Annotated in this window: 16 protein-coding genes, 1 tRNA gene and 2 pseudogenes; 11 read left to right on the top strand and 8 right to left on the bottom strand. The window is 48.3% G+C overall.

Features of this window, described 5'->3' with window-relative positions; all coding sequences use genetic code 11:
- Positions 1 to 105: 105 nt before the first annotated feature.
- Positions 106 to 1557, bottom strand: coding sequence for a cell division protein FtsZ (gene ftsZ, locus ACU52_RS00915; RefSeq protein ID WP_053397394.1), 1452 nt, complete (start codon positions 1555 to 1557; stop codon positions 106 to 108).
- A gap of 138 nt (positions 1558 to 1695) precedes the next feature.
- Here ftsZ and ACU52_RS00910 point away from each other — a divergent pair, with 138 nt between their 5' ends.
- Both ACU52_RS00910 and ACU52_RS00905 read left to right on the top strand, forming a co-directional pair.
- The gene (locus ACU52_RS00910) at positions 1696 to 2283 is read left to right on the top strand and encodes a hypothetical protein (protein WP_021855101.1); all 588 of its coding nucleotides are present in this window, start codon (positions 1696 to 1698) and stop codon (positions 2281 to 2283) included.
- Between the two features lie 246 nt (positions 2284 to 2529).
- The gene (locus ACU52_RS00905; RefSeq protein ID WP_021855102.1) at positions 2530 to 3654 is read left to right on the top strand and encodes a S1 family peptidase; all 1125 of its coding nucleotides are present in this window, start codon (positions 2530 to 2532) and stop codon (positions 3652 to 3654) included.
- Between the two features lie 931 nt (positions 3655 to 4585).
- Here ACU52_RS00905 and lpxA read toward each other — a convergent pair.
- The 5 genes and pseudogenes from lpxA to ACU52_RS00880 form a co-directional block, all read right to left on the bottom strand.
- Positions 4586 to 5367, bottom strand: a pseudogene (gene lpxA, locus ACU52_RS00900) (acyl-ACP--UDP-N-acetylglucosamine O-acyltransferase).
- Between the two features lie 87 nt (positions 5368 to 5454).
- On the bottom strand, positions 5455 to 6840 hold the full coding sequence (locus ACU52_RS00895; protein WP_021855104.1) for an efflux transporter outer membrane subunit: 1386 nt from the start codon (positions 6838 to 6840) through the stop codon (positions 5455 to 5457).
- Entirely contained in the window at positions 6827 to 10069 is a 3243-nt protein-coding gene (locus ACU52_RS00890) for an efflux RND transporter permease subunit (RefSeq protein WP_053397393.1), read from the bottom strand. The genes ACU52_RS00895 and ACU52_RS00890 overlap by 14 nt, the downstream gene beginning before the upstream one ends.
- 107 nt (positions 10070 to 10176) lie before the next feature.
- Positions 10177 to 11373, bottom strand: coding sequence for an efflux RND transporter periplasmic adaptor subunit (locus ACU52_RS00885; RefSeq protein ID WP_021855106.1), 1197 nt, complete (start codon positions 11371 to 11373; stop codon positions 10177 to 10179).
- A gap of 834 nt (positions 11374 to 12207) precedes the next feature.
- The gene (locus ACU52_RS00880; protein ID WP_053397392.1) at positions 12208 to 13644 is read right to left on the bottom strand and encodes a CCA tRNA nucleotidyltransferase; all 1437 of its coding nucleotides are present in this window, start codon (positions 13642 to 13644) and stop codon (positions 12208 to 12210) included.
- 1289 nt (positions 13645 to 14933) lie between these two features.
- Between ACU52_RS00880 and ACU52_RS00875 the strand changes: the two genes are divergently transcribed.
- The 7 genes and pseudogenes from ACU52_RS00875 (at position 14934) to ACU52_RS00840 (ending at position 21985) form a co-directional block, all read left to right on the top strand.
- Complete coding sequence (locus ACU52_RS00875) at positions 14934 to 15401, top strand: hypothetical protein (protein ID WP_021855109.1); 468 nt, start codon at positions 14934 to 14936, stop codon at positions 15399 to 15401.
- 92 nt (positions 15402 to 15493) lie between these two features.
- Positions 15494 to 16039: a DUF1599 domain-containing protein gene (locus ACU52_RS00870; protein ID WP_053397391.1), complete on the top strand. Its 546-nt coding sequence runs from the start codon at positions 15494 to 15496 to the stop codon at positions 16037 to 16039.
- Positions 16040 to 16048: 9 nt separating this feature from the next.
- Positions 16049 to 18125, top strand: a pseudogene (locus ACU52_RS15515) (BT_3928 family protein).
- Between the two features lie 105 nt (positions 18126 to 18230).
- The gene (locus ACU52_RS00855; protein ID WP_021855113.1) at positions 18231 to 18863 is read left to right on the top strand and encodes an SPOR domain-containing protein; all 633 of its coding nucleotides are present in this window, start codon (positions 18231 to 18233) and stop codon (positions 18861 to 18863) included.
- Between the two features lie 116 nt (positions 18864 to 18979).
- Entirely contained in the window at positions 18980 to 19573 is a 594-nt protein-coding gene (folE, locus tag ACU52_RS00850) for a GTP cyclohydrolase I FolE (RefSeq protein ID WP_021855114.1), read from the top strand.
- Positions 19574 to 19700: 127 nt separating this feature from the next.
- Positions 19701 to 20372, top strand: a complete 672-nt coding sequence (locus ACU52_RS00845) for a DUF4840 domain-containing protein (RefSeq protein ID WP_021855115.1) — start codon at positions 19701 to 19703, stop codon at positions 20370 to 20372.
- Positions 20373 to 20617: 245 nt separating this feature from the next.
- Positions 20618 to 21985 (top strand): alpha/beta hydrolase family protein, encoded by a 1368-nt coding sequence (locus ACU52_RS00840; RefSeq protein WP_239684845.1) that lies wholly within the window; start codon positions 20618 to 20620, stop codon positions 21983 to 21985.
- A 181-nt stretch (positions 21986 to 22166) separates the two neighbouring features.
- Here ACU52_RS00840 and ACU52_RS00835 read toward each other — a convergent pair.
- Together ACU52_RS00835 and ACU52_RS14925 are read right to left on the bottom strand one after the other, a co-directional pair.
- Positions 22167 to 22240 (bottom strand) — tRNA-Pro (locus ACU52_RS00835).
- Positions 22241 to 22473: 233 nt separating this feature from the next.
- Positions 22474 to 22725 (bottom strand): hypothetical protein, encoded by a 252-nt coding sequence (locus tag ACU52_RS14925; RefSeq protein ID WP_147630725.1) that lies wholly within the window; start codon positions 22723 to 22725, stop codon positions 22474 to 22476.
- Positions 22726 to 23166: 441 nt separating this feature from the next.
- On the opposite strand from ACU52_RS14925, the gene ACU52_RS00830 reads away from it, so the two are divergent.
- Together ACU52_RS00830 and ACU52_RS00825 are read left to right on the top strand one after the other, a co-directional pair.
- Positions 23167 to 24426, top strand: coding sequence for a 3-phosphoshikimate 1-carboxyvinyltransferase (locus tag ACU52_RS00830; RefSeq protein WP_053397389.1), 1260 nt, complete (start codon positions 23167 to 23169; stop codon positions 24424 to 24426).
- 1 nt (position 24427) lies between these two features.
- Positions 24428 to 24820: a hypothetical protein gene (locus tag ACU52_RS00825; protein ID WP_053397388.1), complete on the top strand. Its 393-nt coding sequence runs from the start codon at positions 24428 to 24430 to the stop codon at positions 24818 to 24820.
- Positions 24821 to 24868: the final 48 nt, after the last annotated feature.

The following is a 24868-nucleotide window of genomic DNA, read 5'->3' as shown; positions in this document are numbered from 1 at the left end:
GCATAAAAATAGCATAAATGCCGCCAGACAGGCCCTTAATTCAAGCCTTGTCTGGCGGCATTTACAATTTAGCAATGCATCAATATTATATTATTTGCGGGCAGACTACTCTTTCAGGATGTTGTTAATGATTCCTGCTATTTTGTCAACAATGCCCTTCACGGTCCTTCGCTGTGGCGTATCAACACCGGGCTCAACACCTTTTAAGTCTCTTGCCGTTATCTGCTGTTCGTTGTCATTATGCTCTACGACCGGCTCTGCACTGCCAACATGCACCACTTCTTCTGCCTGCTCAACAACAGGCTGGGCAGCAGGCTTTACGGCTTCTTCATCACATGGCTTTACTTCAAGCTGTATCGTGCCCGGCATATCCGTATTCTCGCTATCCGTCCCTACTCCATTATCAGGCAGAATGGCATCTGACGGCAAATCTGCCTCAGCAACATCAGCCACCGGCACATGATACGGTCTGCGCATTTTGCTGTTCTTAGGCTTATACAGTTTCTTTATTAGCTCATGATAATGCTCATCGTCTGAATACTGGCGCTCTGTCTCCGTTCGGCAGAAATCACAGCTTTCGTCGTCCATGCCCGTTGCAAGGATGGCAATCTTGGCATCTTCACCGAGCGAATTGTCGTCTGAAACACCCCATATGACATCAAGGTTATGCCAAAGTTTGTCCATAAATGCATCAATCTCCTCAAGCTCATTGACAAGCAGGGGATGCTCCTCGCTGGTGTATATATTCAGCAGTATGCGCTTTGCCTTGCTCACATCGTTGCCGTAAAGCAGAGGTGAGTCGAGCGCATTGAATATGGCTTTCTCCACCCTTCGCTCGCCGCCGGCGCGCCCGATGGCCATGATGGCTTCGCCCCCGTTCTTCATTGTCGACTCAACATCGCAGAAGTCGAGGTTTATGTTGCCTTCAACGGTTATCAGTTCGGCTATGCTCTTAACGGCATTGCACAGCACGTTGTCGGCATACTTGAATGCCTCCTTCACCGGAATCTTCGAGTCGGCATAAACGTCGCACAGGCTTTCGTTGTTCACTATGAGCAGCGCATCAACATTCTTGCGCATCTCCTCAACGCCCTTAAGGGCCTTTATTATCTTTTTCTCTTTCTCGAAAAAGAAAGGAATGGTAACCACGCCTATCGTAAGAAGACCCATGGAACGCGCCACGCCGGCCACCACCGGGGCTGCACCCGTGCCGGTGCCGCCACCCATTCCGGCCGTTACGAACACCATCTCTGTCTCGTCTGCAAACAGGCTCTTTATCTGTTCAAGGCTCGACTCGGCCTCCTCGCGTCCCTTTTCGGGCACTCCGCCTACGCCGAGACCGCGCTTGCCGAGAAGCAGCTTAACGGGAACGGCCGACCTTGCAAGCGGCTGACTGTCGGTGTTGCACACGGCAAAGCTTATGCCGTCGATGCCTTCTTCATACATGTTCTGAACGGCATTGCAGCCACCGCCGCCCACGCCGACAACCTTGATGATGTTCTGCGACAGGTCTACAGGTTCGCCAAAATCTATCGTACCAAACTTTCTTTCTTCCATATGCCTTGTGTTTTGCGACAGCAAAGATAATCATCTTTTATATAAGGCGCAGCAGAGCGCAAGGCTTGCAGAGATAAAAATGCCGAAAAAAATTATTACACAATAAAAATATTAAAGTATTTTTGCAGTGTGAATGACATGGAAACAAACAACGACAAAGCGCAGGCTATTGCTAATGAGGTGAAGAAAATGGTAATGGAACTGCAGCGCATGGGACGCACAGACCTGCTTCTGCGTGCCATATCGGTGCCTGTGCTGGAAGAACTGCGCATAGAGGCAGCCAAAACGAGCCTGAGCCGGCTGAGAATTACAAGCGACTACCACTTCATACTGACAGACTACGGCAAAGAGGTTATTATGACGCCCGTTCACAAGGCTCTCTATCTGTTCTTCCTTAATCATCCCGAAGGTGTTGAGTTTAAAGACCTCGTCGACCACAGCGAGGAAATAACGCGCCTGTATAAGGCCACGACCAACGGCAGCCTGGACATAGAAAAGATAAACGAGACTGTGAGCAGGCTGGTGAATCCCACGGACAACGCCATAAACGAGAAATGCTCAAGAATAAAGGCTGCATTTGCCGAACACATGGACGAGTATGCGCTAAAATACTACATGATAAGCAGCCACGTAACGCGCTACTTCAACAATTCGGCAAGAGTGTGGTTCAAGCGGCTAAAGGTGATAACGCTGCCGAGGCATCTGGTTATAAAGGAATATGAATAAGGCAGATGCTCTGGCGGAAGCATGATATTGGCGGAAAACCAAGCAGACAAAGCATTTGTGTAAACCAACGATAAACACTGACATGGCTAAACCGGACAAGTTTTGGCATGTAGCACAATTTTATTGATAATAATTTTTAAAATACTGACATTTTTGTTAACTTTGCTCACCATAAAAAACATTTAAATACGTTCCTGCCCGCTGCAAAAGGCGGCAAAACAAGTTGAAAAAGAAAACGCCTTTATTATGAAAAAATTATTCACGCTAAGCCTTATCCTGATATTATTTGCAGGATGCAGCAACAAGAAATCTGCCGAAGAGCTGTTCAAGGAGACATCTTCGGGTGTGGTAGTGGTGTTAAACGAGTTTTACTATGAGGTGCAGCTTCCTAACGGCAACTCGCTTTATTTCAAGGGCCTTGACGAAGACGGCGACATAACCGGACTGACGGCCGACGCTGAGGAAGCCAAGAAAGACCGCAACATGATAACGGGTACGGCATTCTTCATCGACAAGGAGGGCACGCTGATGACCAACCGCCACGTGGCACAGCCCGACATCGACGCCGTGACGGCACGCCGCAGCATGATAAGATTCATGAAGACGCTGAAGCAGTTTTTCACTGAGCAGATGGCGGAACTGTCGCAGCAGTATGACCAGCTGGAGAGCCAGAAGAGCAGCTGCTCTTACTTCGACTTCTACGGATTTATACACACAGACCAGGAAAGGCTGGCACAGATAAACGCGCAACAGGCAGAGCTGAGCGAGCAGTTTACGGCACTGAAGCAGTCGCGCGAAGGCATCGACGACAACATTGACCCTGAGGGCATTAAGATAAGGACTATATCGGAACTGGGCATTGCCTACAACAACACATACGTAACCAGCGAAAGCGACTTCATAATAAAGAATCCGTGCGTGGTGGTACGTACATCTGACAAAGAGAACATCGACCTCGCGCTAATACAGCTAAAGAACAAGAAGACGCCTGAAAATACATATATATTTAAACTGAAAGGCGACGACTCTGAGCGGTCGTTCACCGACAAGCTGGCAACCCTCTTCTCAAGCAGCGACGACGACAAGCTGAAGATAGACCAGCAGCTGTATATGATAGGATATAACGCCGGACTTGTGCTTGCCAACACCAAACAGGGCATAAAGGTGCAGATGACGAGCGGCAAGGTTACGCAGCTGTCTGACGGCCAGCGCCTGCTCTACAGCATACCTACGCTGCAGGGCTCAAGCGGCAGCCCCGTGATTGACGAATACGGCAATCTGGTGGCCGTAAACTTCGCCAAGCTAGGTACTACCGACAACTTTAACTTCGGTATTCCTGAGGAAAGCATAAAAGAATTTATGAGAAAATAATCTTTTGCACAAGAAACATAAAAAGCGCACTCCCTGTTGCCTGCCATAACAGCAACAGGGAGTGTGCTTTTATATACGCCGCCTCCAGTTTCACTGCCATAAGTCTCAGACAAAGGCCTTACGGCATTAAATAATACAGGCTTTCGGCATCTGCCTGCTCGCCCTACGCATACATCTAAATGCCCCGAACTTAACATCTATGTCTGCCGATAGCGGCTTGTTACCATACCGACAGAAAACAAGCAAGCCAATAACAGCCTTAAATCTAAACGGAGTAAACTTTAATCAGTGAAAGGTCTGTTTGAAGTCAACCGAAATCAGAAAGGGGAAAAGGAATTTGCTATATAAATATTTTCATAAAAAACTCATCACTCGTCACATACGGCCATAACACACTGACAAACAAGACGTTACGGTGTGATGAGTTGCAGTTTCAACTCATCACATCATGCTCAATAAAGGACAAAACATTATTTTTTTCCTGATTTTGGTTGACTTCAAGCAGGTGTTTTCCTTGTTAAGTTCGGCTAAAATGGCATCTTCAGCCAGGATGTGACGAGTTGGAGCGGCAACTCGTCACGCTATAAACATTTGTCTGTCAGGGACTTATGTGGCATTGTGACGAGTGACGAGTTTTTTAAGAAAAACTTTTTATGTCATCATCCTGCATAAAAGCATACCTTTCATGGTGCGATAGGCCGTGTTTTAGTCTCCATTTTGCCGTCTTTCGCAATGCAATATGTGCCCTTTCGCCTATATGCCTGATATGTTGTCGCCACCGGCAGCAGGGCAAAGAAATCATCCATCTCCGCATATATTCTGCTTAAACCCAAATCTGTCTTTAGGATTCGGGATAAAAACGAAAGTGGGACGAACCTCACGGTCAGTCCCACGAATGATAAACCCTAAAATGATATAAACTTAGAAATCATTATAATTTACTGATTATACCCAATTTTGTCCGTTAATGAACTCAATAATGTGGCGTATCTCTTCGCCATCAGGTACCTGTTCCTTAATCTGCAATACAGCATCAAACACACTGGTCTGCCCATGGAACACCAGACGGTATGCATTAGCGATATGGCTCTGCACCTTCTCTGAAACGCCATGGTTGTTAAGGATAGTGGTATTGACGCCACCATACTTCACCGGATTATCGCTTGCCACGATATACGGAGGAACATCCTTGCTGAAGCGGCATCCGCTCTGCACCATAGACGCCTTGCCCACACGTGCTCCCGGATTGGCAATAACGCCAGAAGAGAATATCACAGCATCCTCTATGACGCAGTCGCCGGCAATCTTCGTACCATATCCGAACACGCAGCCGTTGCCAATCTTTGTGTCGTGAGACACGTGAACGCCTTCCATAAGGAAGTTGTTGTTGCCTATCACGGTCTTGCCGTCGCTGAACGTTGCACGGTTGATAACGACATTCTCGCGTATGATGTTGCCGTTTCCGATAATAAGATGAGAAGGGTCACCCTTATAGTTGAAGTCTTGAGGAACAGCTCCAAGCACAGTGTTCTGGAACACCTTGTTGCCGCGTCCCAGGCGGGTACCGTTCATTATGCTGACGTAAGGATAGATGACGCAGTCGTCACCGATCTCAACATCGCCTTCTATATAAGCAAACGGATAGATAGTAACATTCTTTCCGATTTTTGCTTTAGGATCTATTTCTGCTTTAGGACTAATCATATTATCAATTCTAATTTATGTTATAACCGTCATCATCCCGGCGCAATGTCATCGTGCTGTCAGCATCGGCGCAGCGCCGGCAATGACTTAAGAAACTTAATCTCTGCCGCCGCCGAGCGCGTAATAAAGATTTACAACGGCCTGCATCTTATAGAAGTCGTCCTGTACCTTAGCCAGCTCCGCGTTAAGCAGTGACTGCTGGGCGCTGATAACCTCGAGGTATGTGCTGTTGCCCATAGCAAAGAGGTCTTTGGTGTATTCAACGTTCTTGGTAAGGCTCTCTATCTGCTTCTGCTCCAGCTTGCTCTTCTCATCTGAAGAGTTATACAGCACCAGGGCATTGCTTACCTCGCTGCCGGCAGACAGAACGGCATTCTGCCATGTGTTGTATGCCTGTTCCTGCTGAGCCTTGGCCACCTTCAGACCTGCCACGAGCTGACCGTTCATGAATATCGGCTGAACAAGACTGCCGACTGCACTGAGCAGCCACTTGCCGGGATTGACGATGCCGGCACCTGAGCTGTTGGTGAATGCTCCTGAGGCGCTTATCGTTATGTTAGGATAAAACTTAGAGCGGGCTGTCTGCACGTCGTAGAAGCACTGTGCGAGAGTCATCTCGGCATAATGCACGTCAGGACGGTTGTTGAGCATCTGTATGCCGATACCCGTGCTGAACTCAGAAGGAAGCGACTGGTTGTCGAGTTTGCCGCGCCCAATGGTCTGCGCCTGCTGGCCTATCAGCAGCGAGAGCGAGTTCTCGGTCTCGCGTATCTGGCGCTTCAGGTCGGCAGCCTGTGCAAGCACTGAATAGTAGTTGGCCTCAGCACTCTGCACGCTTGTCTCCTTAGTGTTGCCAAGCTCCTTCTGCAGTTTCATCATGTCCCATGTATCCTTTGTCAGGCCGGTCATGTTGTCGACAATCTCAAGCTGCTTGTCGAGCATCATCAGCGTGTAATACATGTTTGCTATGTTGGCTATGAGATTTGTCTTAACGACGAGCTGATAGTCTTTTGTGGCGAGCAGTGCCATCTGTGCGCTGCGCTTCTGGTTGAGCAGATTGCCGAACAGGTCGATGCTCCAGCTTGCGTTGATGGGCAGCGAGTAGGTCTTTGTGGCCTTGCTTCCGTCCCACGAACTGATGGTTCCCTGCGGTGAGAACGTGAACGAAGGCACAAAAGCCAGCTTTGCAGCAGTGAGCTGAGCCTCAACCATCTTAACGTTCAACGCGGCGTTGAGCATGTCGGTGTTGTTGGCAAGACCTTTCTCTATGATAGACTGCAACTGCGGATCAGTGAACACGCTGCGCCAAGGCAGGTTGCCGAAGCTTGTGGTGTCTGTTACAGCCAGAGTGTCTGTGGCAGAAGCTACATCGCGTACAAGTCCCGTGGTGTTCACTTCCGGGCGCTCATACTTGTTGTAGATTCCGCAGCTGCTTAAAAGAGCAGCCGCAGAAATCATTATCAATATATTATTCTTTTTCATTTTTATCATCATTTTTCAGCATTTCAACAGGACGTGTGTACTGTAACAACTCTGTATCGACAGAAGTAACCTCGTCTTCAAACTCGAGCGGTCTGATCTTCTCCTGCAGATATTGGAAGATATAGAACAGAGCAGGCACAACCAGAAGCTGGCAGACCATACCGATAAGCATACCTCCGATAGCGGCTGCACCAAGGGTCATGTTTCCGTTGTATCCTACACCAATCGGGATGAGCAACGGAGCAAGACCGATAATCATAGCCAACGAGGTCATCAAGATAGGACGCAGACGGGCGCTTGCACCGAGAACTGATGCCCACGACAATGCCATACCGGTGCGGCGGCGCTCAAGAGCAAACTGCACGATAAGGATGGCGTTCTTGGCCAAAAGTCCGATAAGCATAATCAACGCAATCTGCATGTAGATGTCGTTGTTCTTTCCGAACAGGTCTGTGAAGACGAACGCTCCGGCAATACCGAACGGAATAGAAAGAATCACTGACAGCGGAACGAGATAGCTCTCATACTGTGCACTCAAGATAAGGTAAACGAATGTCAAACAGAGTGCGAAGATAATCATCGTAGAGCTGCTAGACTCCTGCTCTGAACGTGTCAGACCAGAGAACTCGTAACCATATCCTGTAGGCAGAGTCTGCTTAGCCACTTCGTCGATGGCACGGATAGCGTCACCAGAAGAGTAGCCGTCTGCTGCAGTGGCGTTGATGTCAATAGATGTGAAGAGGTTGAAACGTGCAATCTCCTGAGGTCCGTAAACCTTGGTCATTGTTACAAACTCGTTGATAGGAGCCATGCCGTTTGCAGTTCTTACATATACATTGTTCATACTCTTGATGTCCTCACGCATCTTCGGATCTGCCTGGATCATTACACGATAAAGCTTACCGAATGAGTTGAAGTTTGAAGAATACAGACCTCCATAGTATCCCTGCATTGCAGTAAGCACGGTGTTCGGGTCGATGCCGCTCTGCTTACATTTTGCAACATTAACATCAATCATATACTGCGGATACTGAGAGTTGTATGACGTCATAGCCGTAGCTATCTCAGGACGCTGGTTGAGTTCTGCAAGGAACTTCTGAGTAATGTTAAAGAACGCATTCACGTCACCACCGGTACGGTCGAGCATAGAGAATGTCAAACCGTTGGTTGCAGAGAATCCCTGCACCATAGGCGGCTGGAAGGCCAAAATCTGTGCGCCCTTGATTGAAGCAGTCTGCTTGTAAATCATTCCGAGCACCATCTTAGAACCCATGCTGTGTACATCGAAATACTTCATGAATCCTTCTTCTTTGTCACGGTCCTCAAACGACTTCAGCTTGACAATGAACGTACCCTGGTTTGAACCTTGTCCTGAAATGAAGTTATAACCGGTGATACGGAGGATGTTCTCGATGGCCGGGTTGGTAGTAAGCATGGAGTCAACCTGATCCATAACGAGGTTGGTCTTCTCAAGACTGGTTCCAGGAGGCGTTGACACTGTACAGAATACAGTACCAGTATCCTCGTCAGGCACAAGACCAGTCTTTGTGTTCATAGCAGTAACTACCAGAGCAGCAACACCTATGAGCACAGCAATTATTGCGATAACCGGTTTCTCCACTATCTTGCGGACACACTTGGTATACTTGTCCTGCACCTTACCGTATGCGCCATTGAATGCAGTATGGAAGCGGTCAATCATTGACATCTTGCGCACTGTGCCGTCTTCGTTCTTCGGCTTCAGCAATATCGCACACAATGCCGGTGAAAGCGTAAGAGCGTTGATAGCCGAAATTACGATTGAGATAGCCATCGTTATACCGAACTCCTTGTAGAACGTACCTGAAGTTCCGCCGATGAACGACACAGGAATAAACACGGCCGACATCACAAGCGTAATAGAAATAATGGCTCCAGAGATTTCGTTCATCGCGTCGATAGAGGCCTGGCGTGCCGACTTGTATCCAAGGTCGAGCTTAGCATGGACGGCCTCGACGACCACTATGGCGTCGTCGACCACAATCGCGATGGCAAGCACTAACGCAGACAGCGTAAGCAGGTTGAGCGAGAAGCCAAATACATACAGGAAGAAGAACGTACCGACCAATGACACCGGCACCGCGATAAGCGGAATAAGTGTAGAGCGGAAGTCCTGCAGGAAGAAGTAAACCACGATGAACACAAGCACGAATGCCTCGAACAGAGTATGAACAAGGTCGGCCATTGATGCATAAAGGAACTCTGTAACGTCCTGCATATATACAATCTCAACGCCCGGAGGCAACATAGTGCGCTGTTCGTCGATAACCTTCTTGATATCGTTTACAATCTGAGTAGCGTTAGAACCAGCGGTCTGTGTAACCATCATCATGACGGCCGGCTGACCGTTAACCTTTGAAGTAACGTTATAGTAAAGTCCGCCGAGCTCTACTCGTGCAACATCCTTAACACGGATAGTGTTGCCGTTTGCGTCGCTTGAGATAACCATGTTCTCAAATTCGGTAGGAGTCTGCAAACGTCCTTTATAACGTATTGTATATTCATATTGGTTGTCGCTTTGCTCACCAAACTTACCGGGAGCAGCCTCAATATTCTGCTCGGCAAGTACATTAGAAATATCTGTCGGCATAAGGCCGTAATTCTTCATCTTTACGGGGTCGAGCCAAATACGCATTGAATAAGTCTTGGCACCCATAACTTCACATCCACCTACACCGCTTACACGCTTAACGGCAGGAATGATGTTGATGTCGGCATAGTTCTGCAAGAACTTCTCGTCGTATCTGCCTGCGTCTCCCTTGATGGCCATAAGGAGCACGGTTGAAGTCTGTCGTTTTTCAACCGTCACACCGGCCTTTGTAACTTCGGCCGGCAGCAGGGCTGATGCTTGCGACACACGGTTCTGCACATTTACCTGACACATGTCGGCGTTCATACCCTGGTTAAAGAACACCGTAATTCTGGCCGAACCTTCGTTCGTTGCCGTAGATGTCATATATGTCATGCCTTCCACACCGTTGATCTGCTCTTCAAGCGGCACGATAACCGAGTTGAGCACGGTCTGGGCATTGGCTCCCGTATAGTTGGCACTTACCTGCACCGTTGGCGGCGCAACGTCAGGGTATTGCTCTATAGGCAACGACACCAATCCGATAAGACCCAGGATGACTGTCAATATTGAGATAACCGTAGACAGCACCGGGCGTTTTATAAAGTTATCTAATCTCATGTTTTTTCTGTTTTACTTTTGTTTATGAGGTTGTAAGGCTGAGGGCAAGTGGCGTCATAAGCATTCACTCTGACGCCTGCATACGCCGCAGAGCCCGGCGACCTGATTTACTTTGTAAGGTCTTCTTTCAGTTTGTTCAGGTCGTTCTGATGCGAGCCCATCTCGCTTGTCTTCTTCAGTTTCTCCTGATATTGAGCCTCTGTTATCGGTGTTATCTGCATACCGTCCTTCAAGGTGGTAACACCCTTAACAACGATCTTGTCGCCGGCCTTCAGACCACTTTCGATAATATAGTTCTTACCGTCGTTGTTGGGGTTTACGGTAACGGCGCTATACTTAACCTTATTGTCTTTTCCTACGATATAAACGAAGTATCTGTCCTGAACCTGTACGACAGCTTCCTGCGGAACAACGATGGCAGAAGAGCTTGCATGAGGCACGACGATGCTTCCTGAACCGCCGCTCTTGAGCAGATGCTCAGGGTTGGGGAAGTCGGCACGAATAGACACAGAACCTGTGCTCTGGTCGATTACTCCGCTGACAGCAGCCACACGTCCGTCATGTCCGTATACTGTACCGTCGGCAAGCTGCAGCTTAACAGGAGGATAATCCTTTATTGCAGCGTGGAGTCCGCCGGCTGTCTTTGTCATGTCGAGGAGGTCTTTCTCAGTCATTGAGAAGTAAACCTGCATTGAGTTAATGTCAGACACTGTTGTAAGCGGCTCTGCATTAGAAGAGCTTACAAGCGCACCGACTTTATAAGGCAGATCGCCTACTACACCGTTGGCCGGACTTGTAACATAGCAGAAGTCGAGATTCTGCTTTGCAGATACATAGTTGGCCTGAGCCTGTGCAAGAGCTGCCTTAGCAGACTCGTAGCTGTTCTTGGCAGACTGCAGTTCGTAAGAACCGATTACGTTGTTCTTGAACAACTTCTGGCTATTCTCGTATGTAAGAGTTGCTGTGTTGAGCTGAGCCTTGGCTGAGTTAACGGCAGCCTTAGCCTGGCGCACTGCTGCGGCATAAGTTACGTTATCAATCACGAACAGCAGCTGACCGCGCTTAACGGTCTGTCCTTCTCTTACGCAAAGTTTTGTTATGAATCCTGAAATTTTCGGGCGGATCTCCACGTCCTGGACGCCCTTGATAGATGCAGGATAAGAAGACTGGAGATTCGCGGTCTGCGTCTCTATTGTCCTCACAGCGAACTCATTGTCGCCCATTTTTCCTCCCTGCTTGCCCCCGCACGATGTTAACATTGCGGCAACAGCAAATGCAAGCAATAAAAATTTGTTTCTTTTCATACCTATTTTCCTAAAATTTTTATACTATTATTTCTAATTTGCTTATATCATATTTTGAAAACTATTTTCACACCGGTAGTTTTCGAGATGCAAATGTACATATTATTATTGAATATTACATTAAGGTTAAATGATAATTATTGTGTTTTAACTCTAATTCACTGTAAGTAGCATTAACAAAAACATTTTGAACAGTGTGCGCGTCAAAATTTAAAGCTATGCACGCAATGCGGCGCACAAGGCCTGAAAACGAAAAATAATTACAAAACGAAGCATACATGCAACGCAGCGCATGGCAACGCTTTCCACATAATTATCGCGCTATTCGGACAAAACACGCTGCCGGTACGCGGCACAAAAAGCGGTAAAAAATCAGGACATTTGTTTTTGACGAAACAGAAAGCAGATAACAAAAATATGTTAAAACACACAACGCTGTAGGACCAACAATTTAAGATTAATTCACACCAAGTGCAGTTTCGTATATAAAATCAGCCTGTTTTGGAGACACAAACGGGTGAAATTAGAACGCAAAAGGCGACATTTTGACCTCTAAAAGGATAGGTTTTACACTGCAAGATGCCACATTTTGCATTTTTGGAAAAGAAAACTCATACTGCATAAAACATTAAAATGCTGCCCGTCAGACACTTAACCAAACCATCGTTTTTAGACCGTTTTCTGTCAGAAATACCTTTGCGTCGCGGGCGTTGGCGATGTAGAGGCGCCAAACGTCTGCGAAAAATAAAAAGATTTACATTCAGCCGATACCTTCAGCACCGGCATTGCATGGCAAAGCGCAAGGCCGGTCTACCGGAAACGACAGCACCTTTGTCAAGCCTTATCCTGACAAAGTCCCATTTCACGTGCCTTCTCCATAAGCAGCTGCATCAGCGGCTCGCGCTCGTTGGGCACCTTGTTGTCAAGCACGGCATCCTTCAGCACCTTCTTCAGCTCGCCAACCTCACGCGAAGGCTTAAGGTTGAACATCTCCATTATCTCTGTTCCGTCGATGCAGGGCTGCAGCAGGCGCTTATAGTCCTTCTCCTTCAGGTCGTGGAGCTTAGAGCGCACGATGCGGAAATTCTCGAGGAAATGGCGCTTGCGCACCTCGTTCTTGCTCGTTATGTCTGCCTCGCACAGCATCATCAGGTCGTCTATGTCGTCGCCGGCATCGTTAAGCAGTCGCCTTACAGCACTGTCCGTAACCACGTCGTCGGCAATAACGATAGGCCGCATGTGCAGGTTTACGAGCTTCTGCACATACTTCATCTTGCTGTCGAGCGGCAGTTTCAGTCGTCTGAATATCTCGGGCACCATCTTTGCGCCTATATAATTATGGTTATGGAAAGTCCATCCTATCTTCTGGTCCCATCGCTTGGTCTTCGGCTTGCCTATGTCGTGCATCAGCGCAGCCCATCTCAGCCACAGGTTGTCAGAGTGCTTGCACACGTTGTCTAGCACCTCAAGCGTGTGATAAAAGTTGTTTTTGTGCGCCCTTCCCTGCCTTGTCTCCACCATATCCATGGCAGCCAGCTCGGGCAGTATGCGCTGAAGCAGACCGCAGCGCTGCAGGTCAACGAAGCCCTTGCTCGGCGTCTTGGTCATCATTATCTTGTCGAGTTCCTCGGCAATGCGCTCTCCGCTGATTATGCCTATGCGGTCGGCGTTGCGCTCAAGGGCATCGAACGTCTCCTCTTCGATAAAGAAGTTAAGCTGAGTGGCAAACCTTATGCAGCGCAACATGCGCAGCGGGTCGTCAGAGAAAGTTATGTCGGGGTCGAGCGGCGTGCGTATTATGCCGTCTTCCATGTCGGCAATTCCGTCGAATGGATCTACAAGCTCGCCGAAGCGCGGCCCGTTAAGACACACGGCAAGAGCGTTTATCGTAAAGTCGCGCCTGTTCTGGTCGTCCTCCAGCGTGCCGTCTTCAACCACCGGCTTGCGCGAGTCGTGCGTATAGCTTTCCTTTCTTGCGCCGACAAACTCCACCTCAAGGTCGCGGTATTTCACCTGTGCCGTTCCGAAATTGCGGAACACCGACAACTTGGCCTTGCGCCCAAGTTCCTTTTTCAGTGCGTCGGCAAGCTGTATGCCGCTGCCCACCACAACCACGTCGATATCGTTCGACGGCCTTTCAAGAAACAGATCGCGGACATATCCGCCGACAACATAACATTCGAGGTTAAGCGAATCGGCGGCAGAAGAAATCTTATGGAATATATCTTTATCAAGCAGGCTTGCCAATTCGGCGTTTGTCAGTAACTTCATAATCAAAAAATTTCTAAGCGGCTGCAAAATTACAAAAAAACAATGACACAACAGCCGTTTTCATGCTCTTTATTATTCATAACAGCAACTACCATACAACACAAGGACAACAAGGAACAATATAAAAGTGCACATCATCAACATGTAAAAAAGGTTACAACTGCCACAGAAAGACCTATACGAGAGTTTATCACAAAAAGAGGATTTTAGCTATTCACCAGACCGCATACAGCAACACGAAAGATGCCTTTTTGCAACACGAAAGGTAGCATATCAGAACGCAAAAGGTGGCCTTTCGCAACGTAAAAGGTATGCTTTTACAATACAATATGTGTCATCTGATATTATAAAAAGGATATGGTTGCTGTAAAGTCGCAGTCTGTTGTCATCAACGCAAAAAGTTTTTTTAAAAAACTCGTCACTCATCACATTTGGGTTTAACCTGCTGACAGGCAACATGTTATGGTGTGACGAGTTGAATTTTCAACTCATCACATCCGTCATCTGCAACAAAAAAATGTTGATGTTTCTTGATTCTGGTTGACTTCAAACAGCCAATTTCATGATTTAGATTGACTTCGGCTCATCTTATTACTGCCGTCGATTGACGTAAATACGCACTTTTTTACCATACACACCCCTGTAAGGACACACCCCAGGTGTGTCCAAATTACGCATTATCGAAAAAATCCTCCGCAACATATAATCAAGAATAAATATCTGTTATACAGACAATTACATCAATATGCCTACGAATCCTTGGGACAGCAATAAATCCACATTATTCATCAAAATGATATTGCCGGCTATAAAATTTACACGTAATCGGGCTGCGGGCGCACCTGTGGTACGTCCCTACTTTTACTATCAACAAGACTAATGACTTTAACTCCTTGCTCACCCCTGTGAGCGATAACTCCTTTAACTACTCCAACTCCCAAAAAGAATCTGCTTTAACTCCTAAAAAATCCACCAAAAAGCCCCATGTGACGAGTTAAGAGTCCAACTCATCACACTTTAACCACCTGTCAGTCAGCTAATTAAGCAGCATTGTGACGAGTGACGAGTTTTTATAAAAAACTTTTTATGATTGTCTACGGCTATAAAAGACAATACACAAACGCCACAAAACATACGGCCGGCAATAAGCCTAAGAAAATAAATATATCATACAGCACTATGACCAGGCCATAGCACGTAAACATCAAATAATAAGCCGTTTAACGGGCATTTATTTTGCATTTCGCCCGACTTGCACTATATTTGCACCCGATAATACAAAACAGAAAATGAAAACAAACAAGATAACAACGCTCTGCGCAGCCATAGCCATGATGGCGGCAATGGCAGGATGCACAGGCAACGACATGAAGAAAGAGGCCGAAGGGCTGCTCGACAACGCACGCGAGCAATTCGGCAAGGGACAGTATAAGGAGGCTCTCGCCACGATCGACTCGCTGCGAAAGAAATGCCCCGAGGCGATAGACGAGCGCAAAGCCGCACTGCGCCTGTATCAGGAGATAGAGCTTAAGCGCGCACAGCTGAACGTGGAGAACACGGACAGAGCGCTGCAGAAGATAGAAAGCGAGTATGAGCAGATGAAGAAAACCGTGGAAGACCTGAAGAGCAAGGGCATGGCCACGGCAGAACAGCTGAGAAACCTGACGCTGACAAGGGTTAAGCGCGACTCGCTGAAAACGGTGTTCGACGTGGAATGTGCCAAGATAAAATACATAAACAAAAGAATGAAAGAATGACGCCGCCGGCTCACCTTTTTTATTAATTAATATTTTATATTGGCCGTATATCGTGTAAAATTAGTAACTTTGCACCCGATTATTCAGAAAATATGTCAAAAGACAATCAGAAAACAGAAGAACAATTCAGGAGCGCCATGGCAGAATGCCGCGCACTGTTTGCCAAGAAACTTCACGACTACGGCCCGTCGTGGCGCATACTGCGCCCCTCGTCGCTCACCGACCAGCTGTTTATCAAGGCCAAGCGCATACGCAGCCTCGAGATAAAGAAAGAGTCGCTCGTGGGCGAAGGCATACGCCCTGAGTTCATAGCGCTCATCAACTATGGTATAGTTGGTCTGATACAGCTCGAGATGGGCTTTGCCGACACGCCCGACATATCTACCGACGAAGCACTGTCCATATACGACAAGAAGGCCGACGAGGCACTGCAGCTGATGATAAGGAAAAATCACGACTACGACGAGGCGTGGCGCTCTATGAGAGTGAGCAGCTATACCGACTTCATACTTACAAAGATACAACGCGTAAAGGAAATAGAAGACATACACGGGGCCACCCTGGTGTCTGAAGGAATAGACGCCAACTACATGGACATAATCAATTATGCCGTGTTCGGGCTGATAAAACTTTCTTAAACATTGACGATGCACGCAAGAAAAGCCATAACGGGAATATTGGTCAACGTCTGCCGCCTTGTAATATCGCTGACGTTTATCTTTTCGGGATATGTCAAGGCTATAGACCCATTAGGCACACAATACAAGCTGCAGGACTATCTCAACGTGGTGCAGCTGAGCCAGTATGTGCCCGACTATCTCACGCTTGGCGCATCGGTGCTGCTTGGCGGACTTGAGTTCTGCCTCGGCGTGTTCATTCTTTTTGCCATACACCGCCGCCTCATGTCGAGGCTCGTGCTGCTTTTCATGGCCATAATGACTCCGCTGACGCTGTGGCTCGCCGTTGCCAACCCGATAAAAGACTGCGGATGTTTCGGCGACGCCATAATCCTTACCAACTGGGAGACTTTCTATAAGAACGTTGTTCTGCTGGCGGCAGCCATCGTGCTGTGCGTAAAGCCGCTGATGATGCCCCGCTTCATCAGCCGCACCAACCAGTGGATAGTGATAACCTACACCATTATCTTCATCCTGTTCTCGAGCACCAGGAGCCTCTACACCCTGCCGCAGTTCGACTTCCGCCCCTATCACATAGGCGCAGACATAAAGAAGGGCATGGAGATACCCGAGGGGGCAAAGGGCCCGGAGTTTGAGACAACGTTCATACTTGAGAAGAACGGACAGCGCAAGGAGTTTACGCTCGAGAACTATCCCGACTCTACATGGACCTTCATCGACAGCAAGACCGTGCAGATATCCGAGGGATATGTGCCGCCGATACACGACTTCTTCATACAGACCACCGACGGAAGCGAAGACCTTACCGACAGCGTGCTCAGCCGCCGCGGCTATACATTCCTGCTGATATCGCCACATCTCGAATATGCCGACGACTCTAACTTCGGCGAGATCGACCAGATATACGAATACTGCCAGAGCCACGGCTATCCGTTCTACGGCCTGACGGCAAGCACCGACGAGGGCATACAGCACTGGCGCGACATAACGGGAGCCGAATATCCGTTCTATCTCACCGACGAGACCACACTGAAGACCGTGATAAGAAGCAACCCCGGACTGCTGCTGCTGAAAGACGGAGTGGTGATAGGCAAATGGAGCCACAACGACCTGCCGCAGCTAAGCTATCAGACGGGCAAGCTGGAGACGACAGAATACGGACACCTGCCCGAAGACTCCGTGACGGGCAAGATATCAAAAATACTGCTGTGGTACATACTTCCGCTGCTGTTGCTTACCTTTGCCGACCGCACATGGAAGTTCACGCAGTGGCTAAAGGAGAAAGAACATTCAAACAGAATATATCAACTTTTTAAAAGAAAGAAAAATGAGAAAGAAAATTGTAGCAGGTAACTGGAAAATGAACATGAACTTGCAGGACGGTATCGCCCTGGCAAAAGAACTTAACGAGACTCTTAACAGCAACAAGCCAAACTGCGGCGTAATCATCTGCACACCGTTCATCCACCTGGCAAGCATAGCACAGTTCCTCAATCAGGACGTGATAGCTCTCGGCGCTGAAAACTGCGCAGACAAAGAGAAGGGCGCTTACACAGGCGAAGTTTCTGCTGAAATGGTAAAGAGCACCGGTGCTCAGTATGTTATTCTCGGCCACTCAGAGCGCCGCGGATACTACGGAGAAACTCCTGAAATACTGAAAGAGAAGGTGCTGCTCGCACTGAAGAACGGCCTGAAAGTAATCTTCTGCATCGGCGAGAGCCTCGAGGAGAGAGAAGCAGGCAAGCAGAACGAAGTTGTTAAGGCTGAGCTCGAAGGCAGCGTATTCAACCTCACAGCTGAAGAGTTCAAGAACATCGTTATAGCATACGAGCCTATCTGGGCTATCGGCACAGGCAAGACAGCCACAGCTGAGCAGGCTGAAGAGATCCACGCTTACATCCGCAGCATCGTAGCAGAGAAGTATGGTAACGAAGTTGCTGAAGAAACATCTATCCTCTACGGCGGAAGCTGCAAGGCAAGCAACGCTCCTGAGCTGTTCGCTAAACCTGACATCGACGGCGGACTCATCGGCGGCGCCTCACTGAAGGCTGCTGACTTCATGGGTATCATCGACGCATGGAAATAATCTGAAACATTAAACGGGATGGCCAAGGGCAAGGCATTAACAACCTGCCGCGGCCAAATCCCGTTTACTTATTTAACCTTATAAAACTCATAATCCGAAAAAAGAATGAAACAATTCGCCGTTTTATTATCACTGACATTGGGCTTCAGCCTCAACACTGAGGCGCAATCATTCCTCAATGACCTAAGAACAGACAAGGCCGGACAGGGAACCGTGACCGTGAGTCAGAGCAAAGACATCGACGAATTGGTAAACAACGCCAAGCTGATTAAGTCGGCTCCGACAACGGCCACCAACGAAAAAAGCAACAACGCGACAGCCGCTACAGAGCACAAACAATCGCAACATAAGGCTCAGGAAAAGAGAGATACCGTTGAAGAACCACTAAAGGAACAGCACTATGCATCAGGAAGCACAAGCCCGTCGACAGACGCTCCTGCAGTGAACACGGCCAAGAAAGTGATGCGCAACAGCAGAAGAATCACAGGCTACCGCGTTCAGGCTTATTCGGGAGGCAACTCAAGGGCCGACCGCCAGAAGGCTGAGAGCATCGGAAGTGCCATAAAGATGAGATTTCCGGACCTTCCGGTTTACGTCCACTTCTATTCTCCGCGATGGATATGCCGCGTAGGCAACTTCAGAACCTACGACGAGGCAAACAGCGTGCTGAAAGAGATAAAAAGCATGGGCTACAGACAGGCATGCATAGTGAAAGGAAAAATCACTGTAGGATATTGACACCGGGCCACGCCGACATCAGATATGCGGCATAACTGAAAGGCAACATAATCAGCACGGCATGAAAACAGATTATGCCGGCAAACCATTTATTATAAAAAAACACATATAAGATAATGAATCCTGAAACAGAATTCCGTGAAGGTCTCGACGACCTGGCATCACATTACAAAAGTATTCTAGAGCTTCTTGGCGAAGATCCTTCGCGCGAAGGTCTGCTGAAAACACCCATGCGCGTGGCAAAGGCCATGCAGATACTCACCAGAGGCTATACGCAAGACGCCCACAAGGTGCTGCTCGACGCCCTGTTTGAAGAGAAATACAACCAGATGGTTATCGTGAAAGACATCGACTTCTTCTCGCTCTGTGAGCACCACATGCTGCCGTTCTACGGCAAAGTGCACGTGGCATACATCCCCAACGGATACATCACCGGCCTGAGCAAGATAGCCCGTGTGGTAGACATATTCAGCCACAGGCTGCAGGTGCAGGAGAGAATGACGCTGCAGATAAAAGACTGCATACAGGAAACGCTGAAGCCGCTGGGCGTGATGGTGGTTGTAGAGGCTAAGCACATGTGCATGCAGATGAGAGGCGTTGAGAAGCAGAACGCCATAACAACCACAAGCGACTTCTCAGGCGCATTCAACCAGGCCAAGACAAGAGAGGAATTTATGAATCTCCTGCATAGCGAGGGAAAACATATATAAATAGCCAAGAAATAATCGCAGAGAGCATTATCTTAAACTTTTTTAACAACAGGCGATGCAAGGTTTGCATCGCTGTGTTATTTATGAAGTAAAAAATCATAAATATTAAAAAACAAAATTAACTGAAATGAAAAATTTATCAAGATTGTTCGCATTACTTATGTGCTGCACAATGGCAGTTTCACTTACATCATGTCTTGGCACTGACGACGACGGAGGCATCGATCCCGAGACATACAAGACATGGCTGCAACAGATGAGCGGCAACTATTACGGCGGCTCGACATGGCAGACTCAGAACAAAATCTACTTCTTCAACGATACTATAACAGACAAGAACAACGAAAACAAGGTTGACTCTATAACCGGCATCACCGCAAGTTTCTACAAAGGCGACTCTACTCTGGTTATCAACGGCATCCCCGGAAGAATACTTGCTAAGGAGATTAAGGAAAACGACGCCCTGAAGCAGGCCATTGAAAACGCTAACATGCAGTCTCTCAAGGCTAAGTTCATCCTGTCTAACGTAAGCGGCAACGTGGCTTATTATCTCACTTATCCGTATGACATAACATATCCGGCACTCCAGTACAACGGTGAGACTCACAAGGTAACACTCAAATTCTACGGTCCGTCATTCGGAGGATATCAGTACAGCCAGGCATCAGAACTGCACATGATCGACCTTTATCTGATGGGAGTTTACGTAGACGACAAACTGACTTACACCATTTGCGACAGCCCGAACAACGAGGAGCAAATGAGAAAGGCCATACTCCAGGCTATCGTAACACGATAAAAAAGCAAAAAGACATAATACTTGGTTCAATTTCTATTTAAGGGAATCCACGGCAGAGATAAAAAATGCCGTGGATTTTTATTTTATCTGCACGCATTTTATATTTCCAAACTTTGACCTTAACCAAAAATTTGTTAACTTTGCAAAGCCCGTTGCGCCTGACATTGCACAACGAAGGCATCCATGCACCGTGAACGGACGGAAAAACACATAATGAAAAATATTATAATCAACAAATTACAGAAATGATGAAGACCATATTTACCCTTATCGTCGCGCTGCTGGCAACGCTGAGCGCTGCAGCACAGAAACTTGACGGCAGCTGGACCGGCAAGCTGAACGTGGGACAGGCCACGCTGAACATCGTGTTCAACATAGAAAAAGACAAAGACAACAAGCTGTCGTGCACGATGGACAGTCCTGACCAGAACGTGAAAGGCATACCGGCCGAAATAGCCGTAAGCGAAGGAGCAAAGGTGAAAATAAGCATACCGGCAATAATGGCCGCCTTTGAAGGCGAAGAGAAAGACGGCATGCTGAAAGGCACGTTCAGCCAGAGCGGCATGTCGTTTCCGCTGGAAATGAAGCAAGGAAAGGTGGAGCGCAACAGGCCGCAGACGCCAAAGGAGCCTTATCCGTATAAGACTGAGGAAGTGACATTCAGCAACACGGAAGACAACGCCACGCTCAGCGGCACGCTGACCTACCCCACGGGATACGAGAAGATGAAGAAGGGCACGGTGCCTGTTGTGGTAATGGTTACCGGAAGCGGACTGCAAGACCGCAATGAGGAAATATTTGAGCACAAGCCATTCCTCGTCATAGCCGACTTTCTGGCACGCAACGGCATAGCATCGCTGCGATATGACGACCGCGGCATGGGCAAGTCGAAGGGCGACGCGGCTAACGCAACAACCGAAAACTTCATGAAAGACGCACTGGCAGCCATCGAATATGTACGCGGAACAAAGAATTTCGGCAAGACGGGAGTGCTCGGCCACAGCGAAGGAGGCTGCATAGCCTTCATGGCAGCCGCCGAAGGCAAGGCCGACTTCATAGTGAGCATGGCCGGAACGGGCGTAAGGGGCGACAGCATACTGATGGAACAGAACCTCGTGCTGCTGAAGATGAGCGGATATACCGACAAAATGTGCAGCGACTACGCAAAGGCACTGAGAGGCGTATACGACTTCATCATCAGCAAAAAGACAACCGGCGACGCCAAGGCTACGGTGGACGAGATTGTCGGCAAGGCAGGAATAAGTCTGCCCGAACCTGCCAAAGACAACATGGCAAAGATTATAGAAATGAATAATCCGTGGCTTAACTACTTCATAGCCTTCGACCCTCGCCCGTCGATAGCCAAGGCGAAATGCCCCGTGATGGCCGTCAACGGCAACAGCGACACGCAGGTTATCGCATCGACAAACATCGGGAGCATAGAGAAACTGCTGCCGAAGAACAAGAAGAACATGGTGAAGACATACAACGGACTCAACCACCTGTTTCAGCACTGCACGACGGGAAGCGTGAACGAATATGCAAACATAGAAGAAACCATATCGCCCGAGGTGCTCAATGACATTGCTACATGGATTAATTCGGTGAAATAACGCGGAATCATAAATAAGTTTCAAAAGAGCGACAGCCTTATCGGCGTGTCGCTCTTTTGCGTTTCTCCCGGCATACCGGACGGCAAAGGCGCATGCCCGCATGCCGCTCCGGCCATGCATTGCCGCATAAAACAAATTTGGGCTAACATGCTGCCTTGACAACATATTAGCCCAATTTATGTCGGGATGACTGGACTCGAACCAGCGACCTCACGCCCCCCAGACGCGTGCGCTAACCAACTGCGCTACATCCCGTCCTTATTTGCGGGTGCAAAAGTACACACTTATTATGACATCTGCAAACTTTTAGGCGTTTTTTTGCACCTTCAACGCAAATATTTATTAAATACACACATTTTGAAGCGCCCGAAGGCGTCATCGGACAGCTGAATGCACTGGCAGCATACACTAACAAGCAACATCATGAAATAATCTCAGCCAATGATAAAAGGCGATGCTTTCAAGCAACAGACGCTGTCAGGCATCAGCTACAAAACAATATGCCAAAACAGAGACGGCACGCCTTCAGAAGAAACAAAGTTTAACGGTTGAGCCTCTTGCATTAACACGCCTTCAACAGACATTCTACAAAAGATATAACCGAAAACACGCCACGAAACGGCATAAAACAGCAAGAATGCATGCCATATCGCCGCAACAACCAGCCGTTTTCCATTGATTTTCATGCCATAACTCAACCATCCGCACAGCAGAACACGCCCTTTTGCAGTATAAAACATAGTCTTTCAGCCTGCAAAACATGACCTTTTGCACAACGAAAGGCCACAAAACGCAGTGGTTCAGACAGCCAACAGCCGCACAAAAGATATAAACATCTGATTTACAGACATTTGCATAAAACACGTACTTTTTACATAAAATCCGTTCAAATGGCAATCAGAAATGAAAAACCGGCATTTCATGAAGTAAAGATTTAACAATAAAGCCCGACATTTAACACAAATTCAACTTTGAATAATCCTTAACATAAGCGGCACAAATACCGCTGCGAAACGGCATATAAAATAAGATTTTTTATTCCTTTTTATTTTGTATTGTGTGCAACATACATTACCTTTGCATTGATATCCTTACGTCCGTGTGGACGCAAGGGCGGACATGGCTATGCCAATTCTGCCATGACGCAACAAGAAAACAACAAATTACAGATTTTTCTGACAATGCAATATATTCTTAACGCACCTGAAACAATCAACGCCACAATAGACCTGCCGGCCTCGAAGAGCATAAGCAACCGCGCACTCATAATAAACGCGCTGGCCGGAAACGGCATAATGCCCGACAACCTGTCGGACTGTGACGACACCGAAGTTATATTAGACGCACTGCGCGACATGCCCGACACCATAGACATAAAGGCTGCCGGAACAGCCATGCGCTTCATGACGGCATATCTGGCCGTAACACCGGGCACACACCTGCTGACCGGCACGGAGCGCATGAAGCAGCGGCCGATAAAGGTGCTGGTGGAGGCGCTGAGATATCTCGGTGCAGACATCAGCTACGAAGGCAACGAGGGATATCCTCCGCTGCGCATCAATGGCAAAAAGCTTGAGGGCGGAAGCATAGAAATTCCGGGCAACGTAAGCTCTCAATATATATCGGCGCTGCTGATGGTTGCACCGGTAATGGAAAAAGGACTTGAGCTGAAGCTTACCGGCGACATTATCTCCCGTCCGTACATAGACCTGACACTGTGCACCATGATCGACTTCGGCGCAGAGGCAGAATGGCTGGGCAGCGACACGATAAAGGTGGAGCCGAAGCCCTACAGCCCACGCCCCTACTTCATAGAAAACGACTGGAGCGCAGCGTCTTACTGGTATGAGATGCTCGCCATCAACGGCAACGAGGAGTCAGAGATTAAGCTCACCGGACTTACAGACGGCTCGCGCCAAGGCGACTCTGCCGTAAAATATCTCTTCAGCATGCTCGGCATAAAGACTATTTTTGAGACACGCGAGCCCGGAGTGCCCACCACGGTTACGCTGAAACGCATAAGCATGGCTTCAGACAGGCTCGACTACGACTTCATCAACCAGCCCGACATGGTGCAGACGTTCGTTGTTTGCTGCTGCATGATGAACAGGCCGTTCTGTTTCACGGGGCTTTCATCGCTCCGTATAAAGGAGACCGACCGCATAGAGGCGCTGAAGACAGAGATGCGCAAGCTGGGATATGTCATCGAGGAGACCAGTCCTGGCGAGCTGAGATGGGACGGCACGCGATGCGAGCCCGAACCCGGCGCAGCCATCAATACATACGAAGACCACCGCATGGCAATGGCATTTGCGCCTGCCGCAATAAAAATCCCCGGACTTAGAATAAACGACCCGCAAGTGGTCAGCAAGTCTTACCCTAACTTCTGGCTCGACCTTACAAGGGCCGGATTCGCCATCGGCGAGGAGGCCGGAGCCTAATATGGGCCTGCTCGTTATCTGCCTGGCAGCCATGGCGCTGCTCTTCATTCTGCTCAAGGCTGTACGCCGCCGTCTGCCAAAAGCCGAACAGCCTGAAGGCGGCACTGCATGCGCAAACGAGTCAGCGTGCGCACAGGCAGGTGCGTCGTGCATGCACGACTGCGTGATGGAGCAGGCTGTGAAGGAAATAGAATATTTCGACGACGAAGAACTCGACGCCTACAAGGGCAGGAAGTCTGACTCCTACACCGACGAAGAGGCGGCACAGTTTGCCGAAGTGCTCTACACCATGCGCCCCTCCGAGGTAAAAGACTGGACGGCAAATCTCACCCTGAGAGGCATCAGCATGCCCGACCAGATAAAAGATGAGGCAATAATGCTGATGGAGGGCTGACTCTTTTGCCGCGGCAGACAATAAAATCGCTCCCGATAAGTTATATAA

It is taken from the genome of Xylanibacter rarus (genome assembly GCF_001275135.1).
Lineage (GTDB): Bacteria > Bacteroidota > Bacteroidia > Bacteroidales > Bacteroidaceae > Prevotella > Prevotella rara.
The sequence above is the reverse complement of the archived record's forward strand: the minus strand, read 5'-3'. Positions and strand labels throughout refer to the sequence as shown.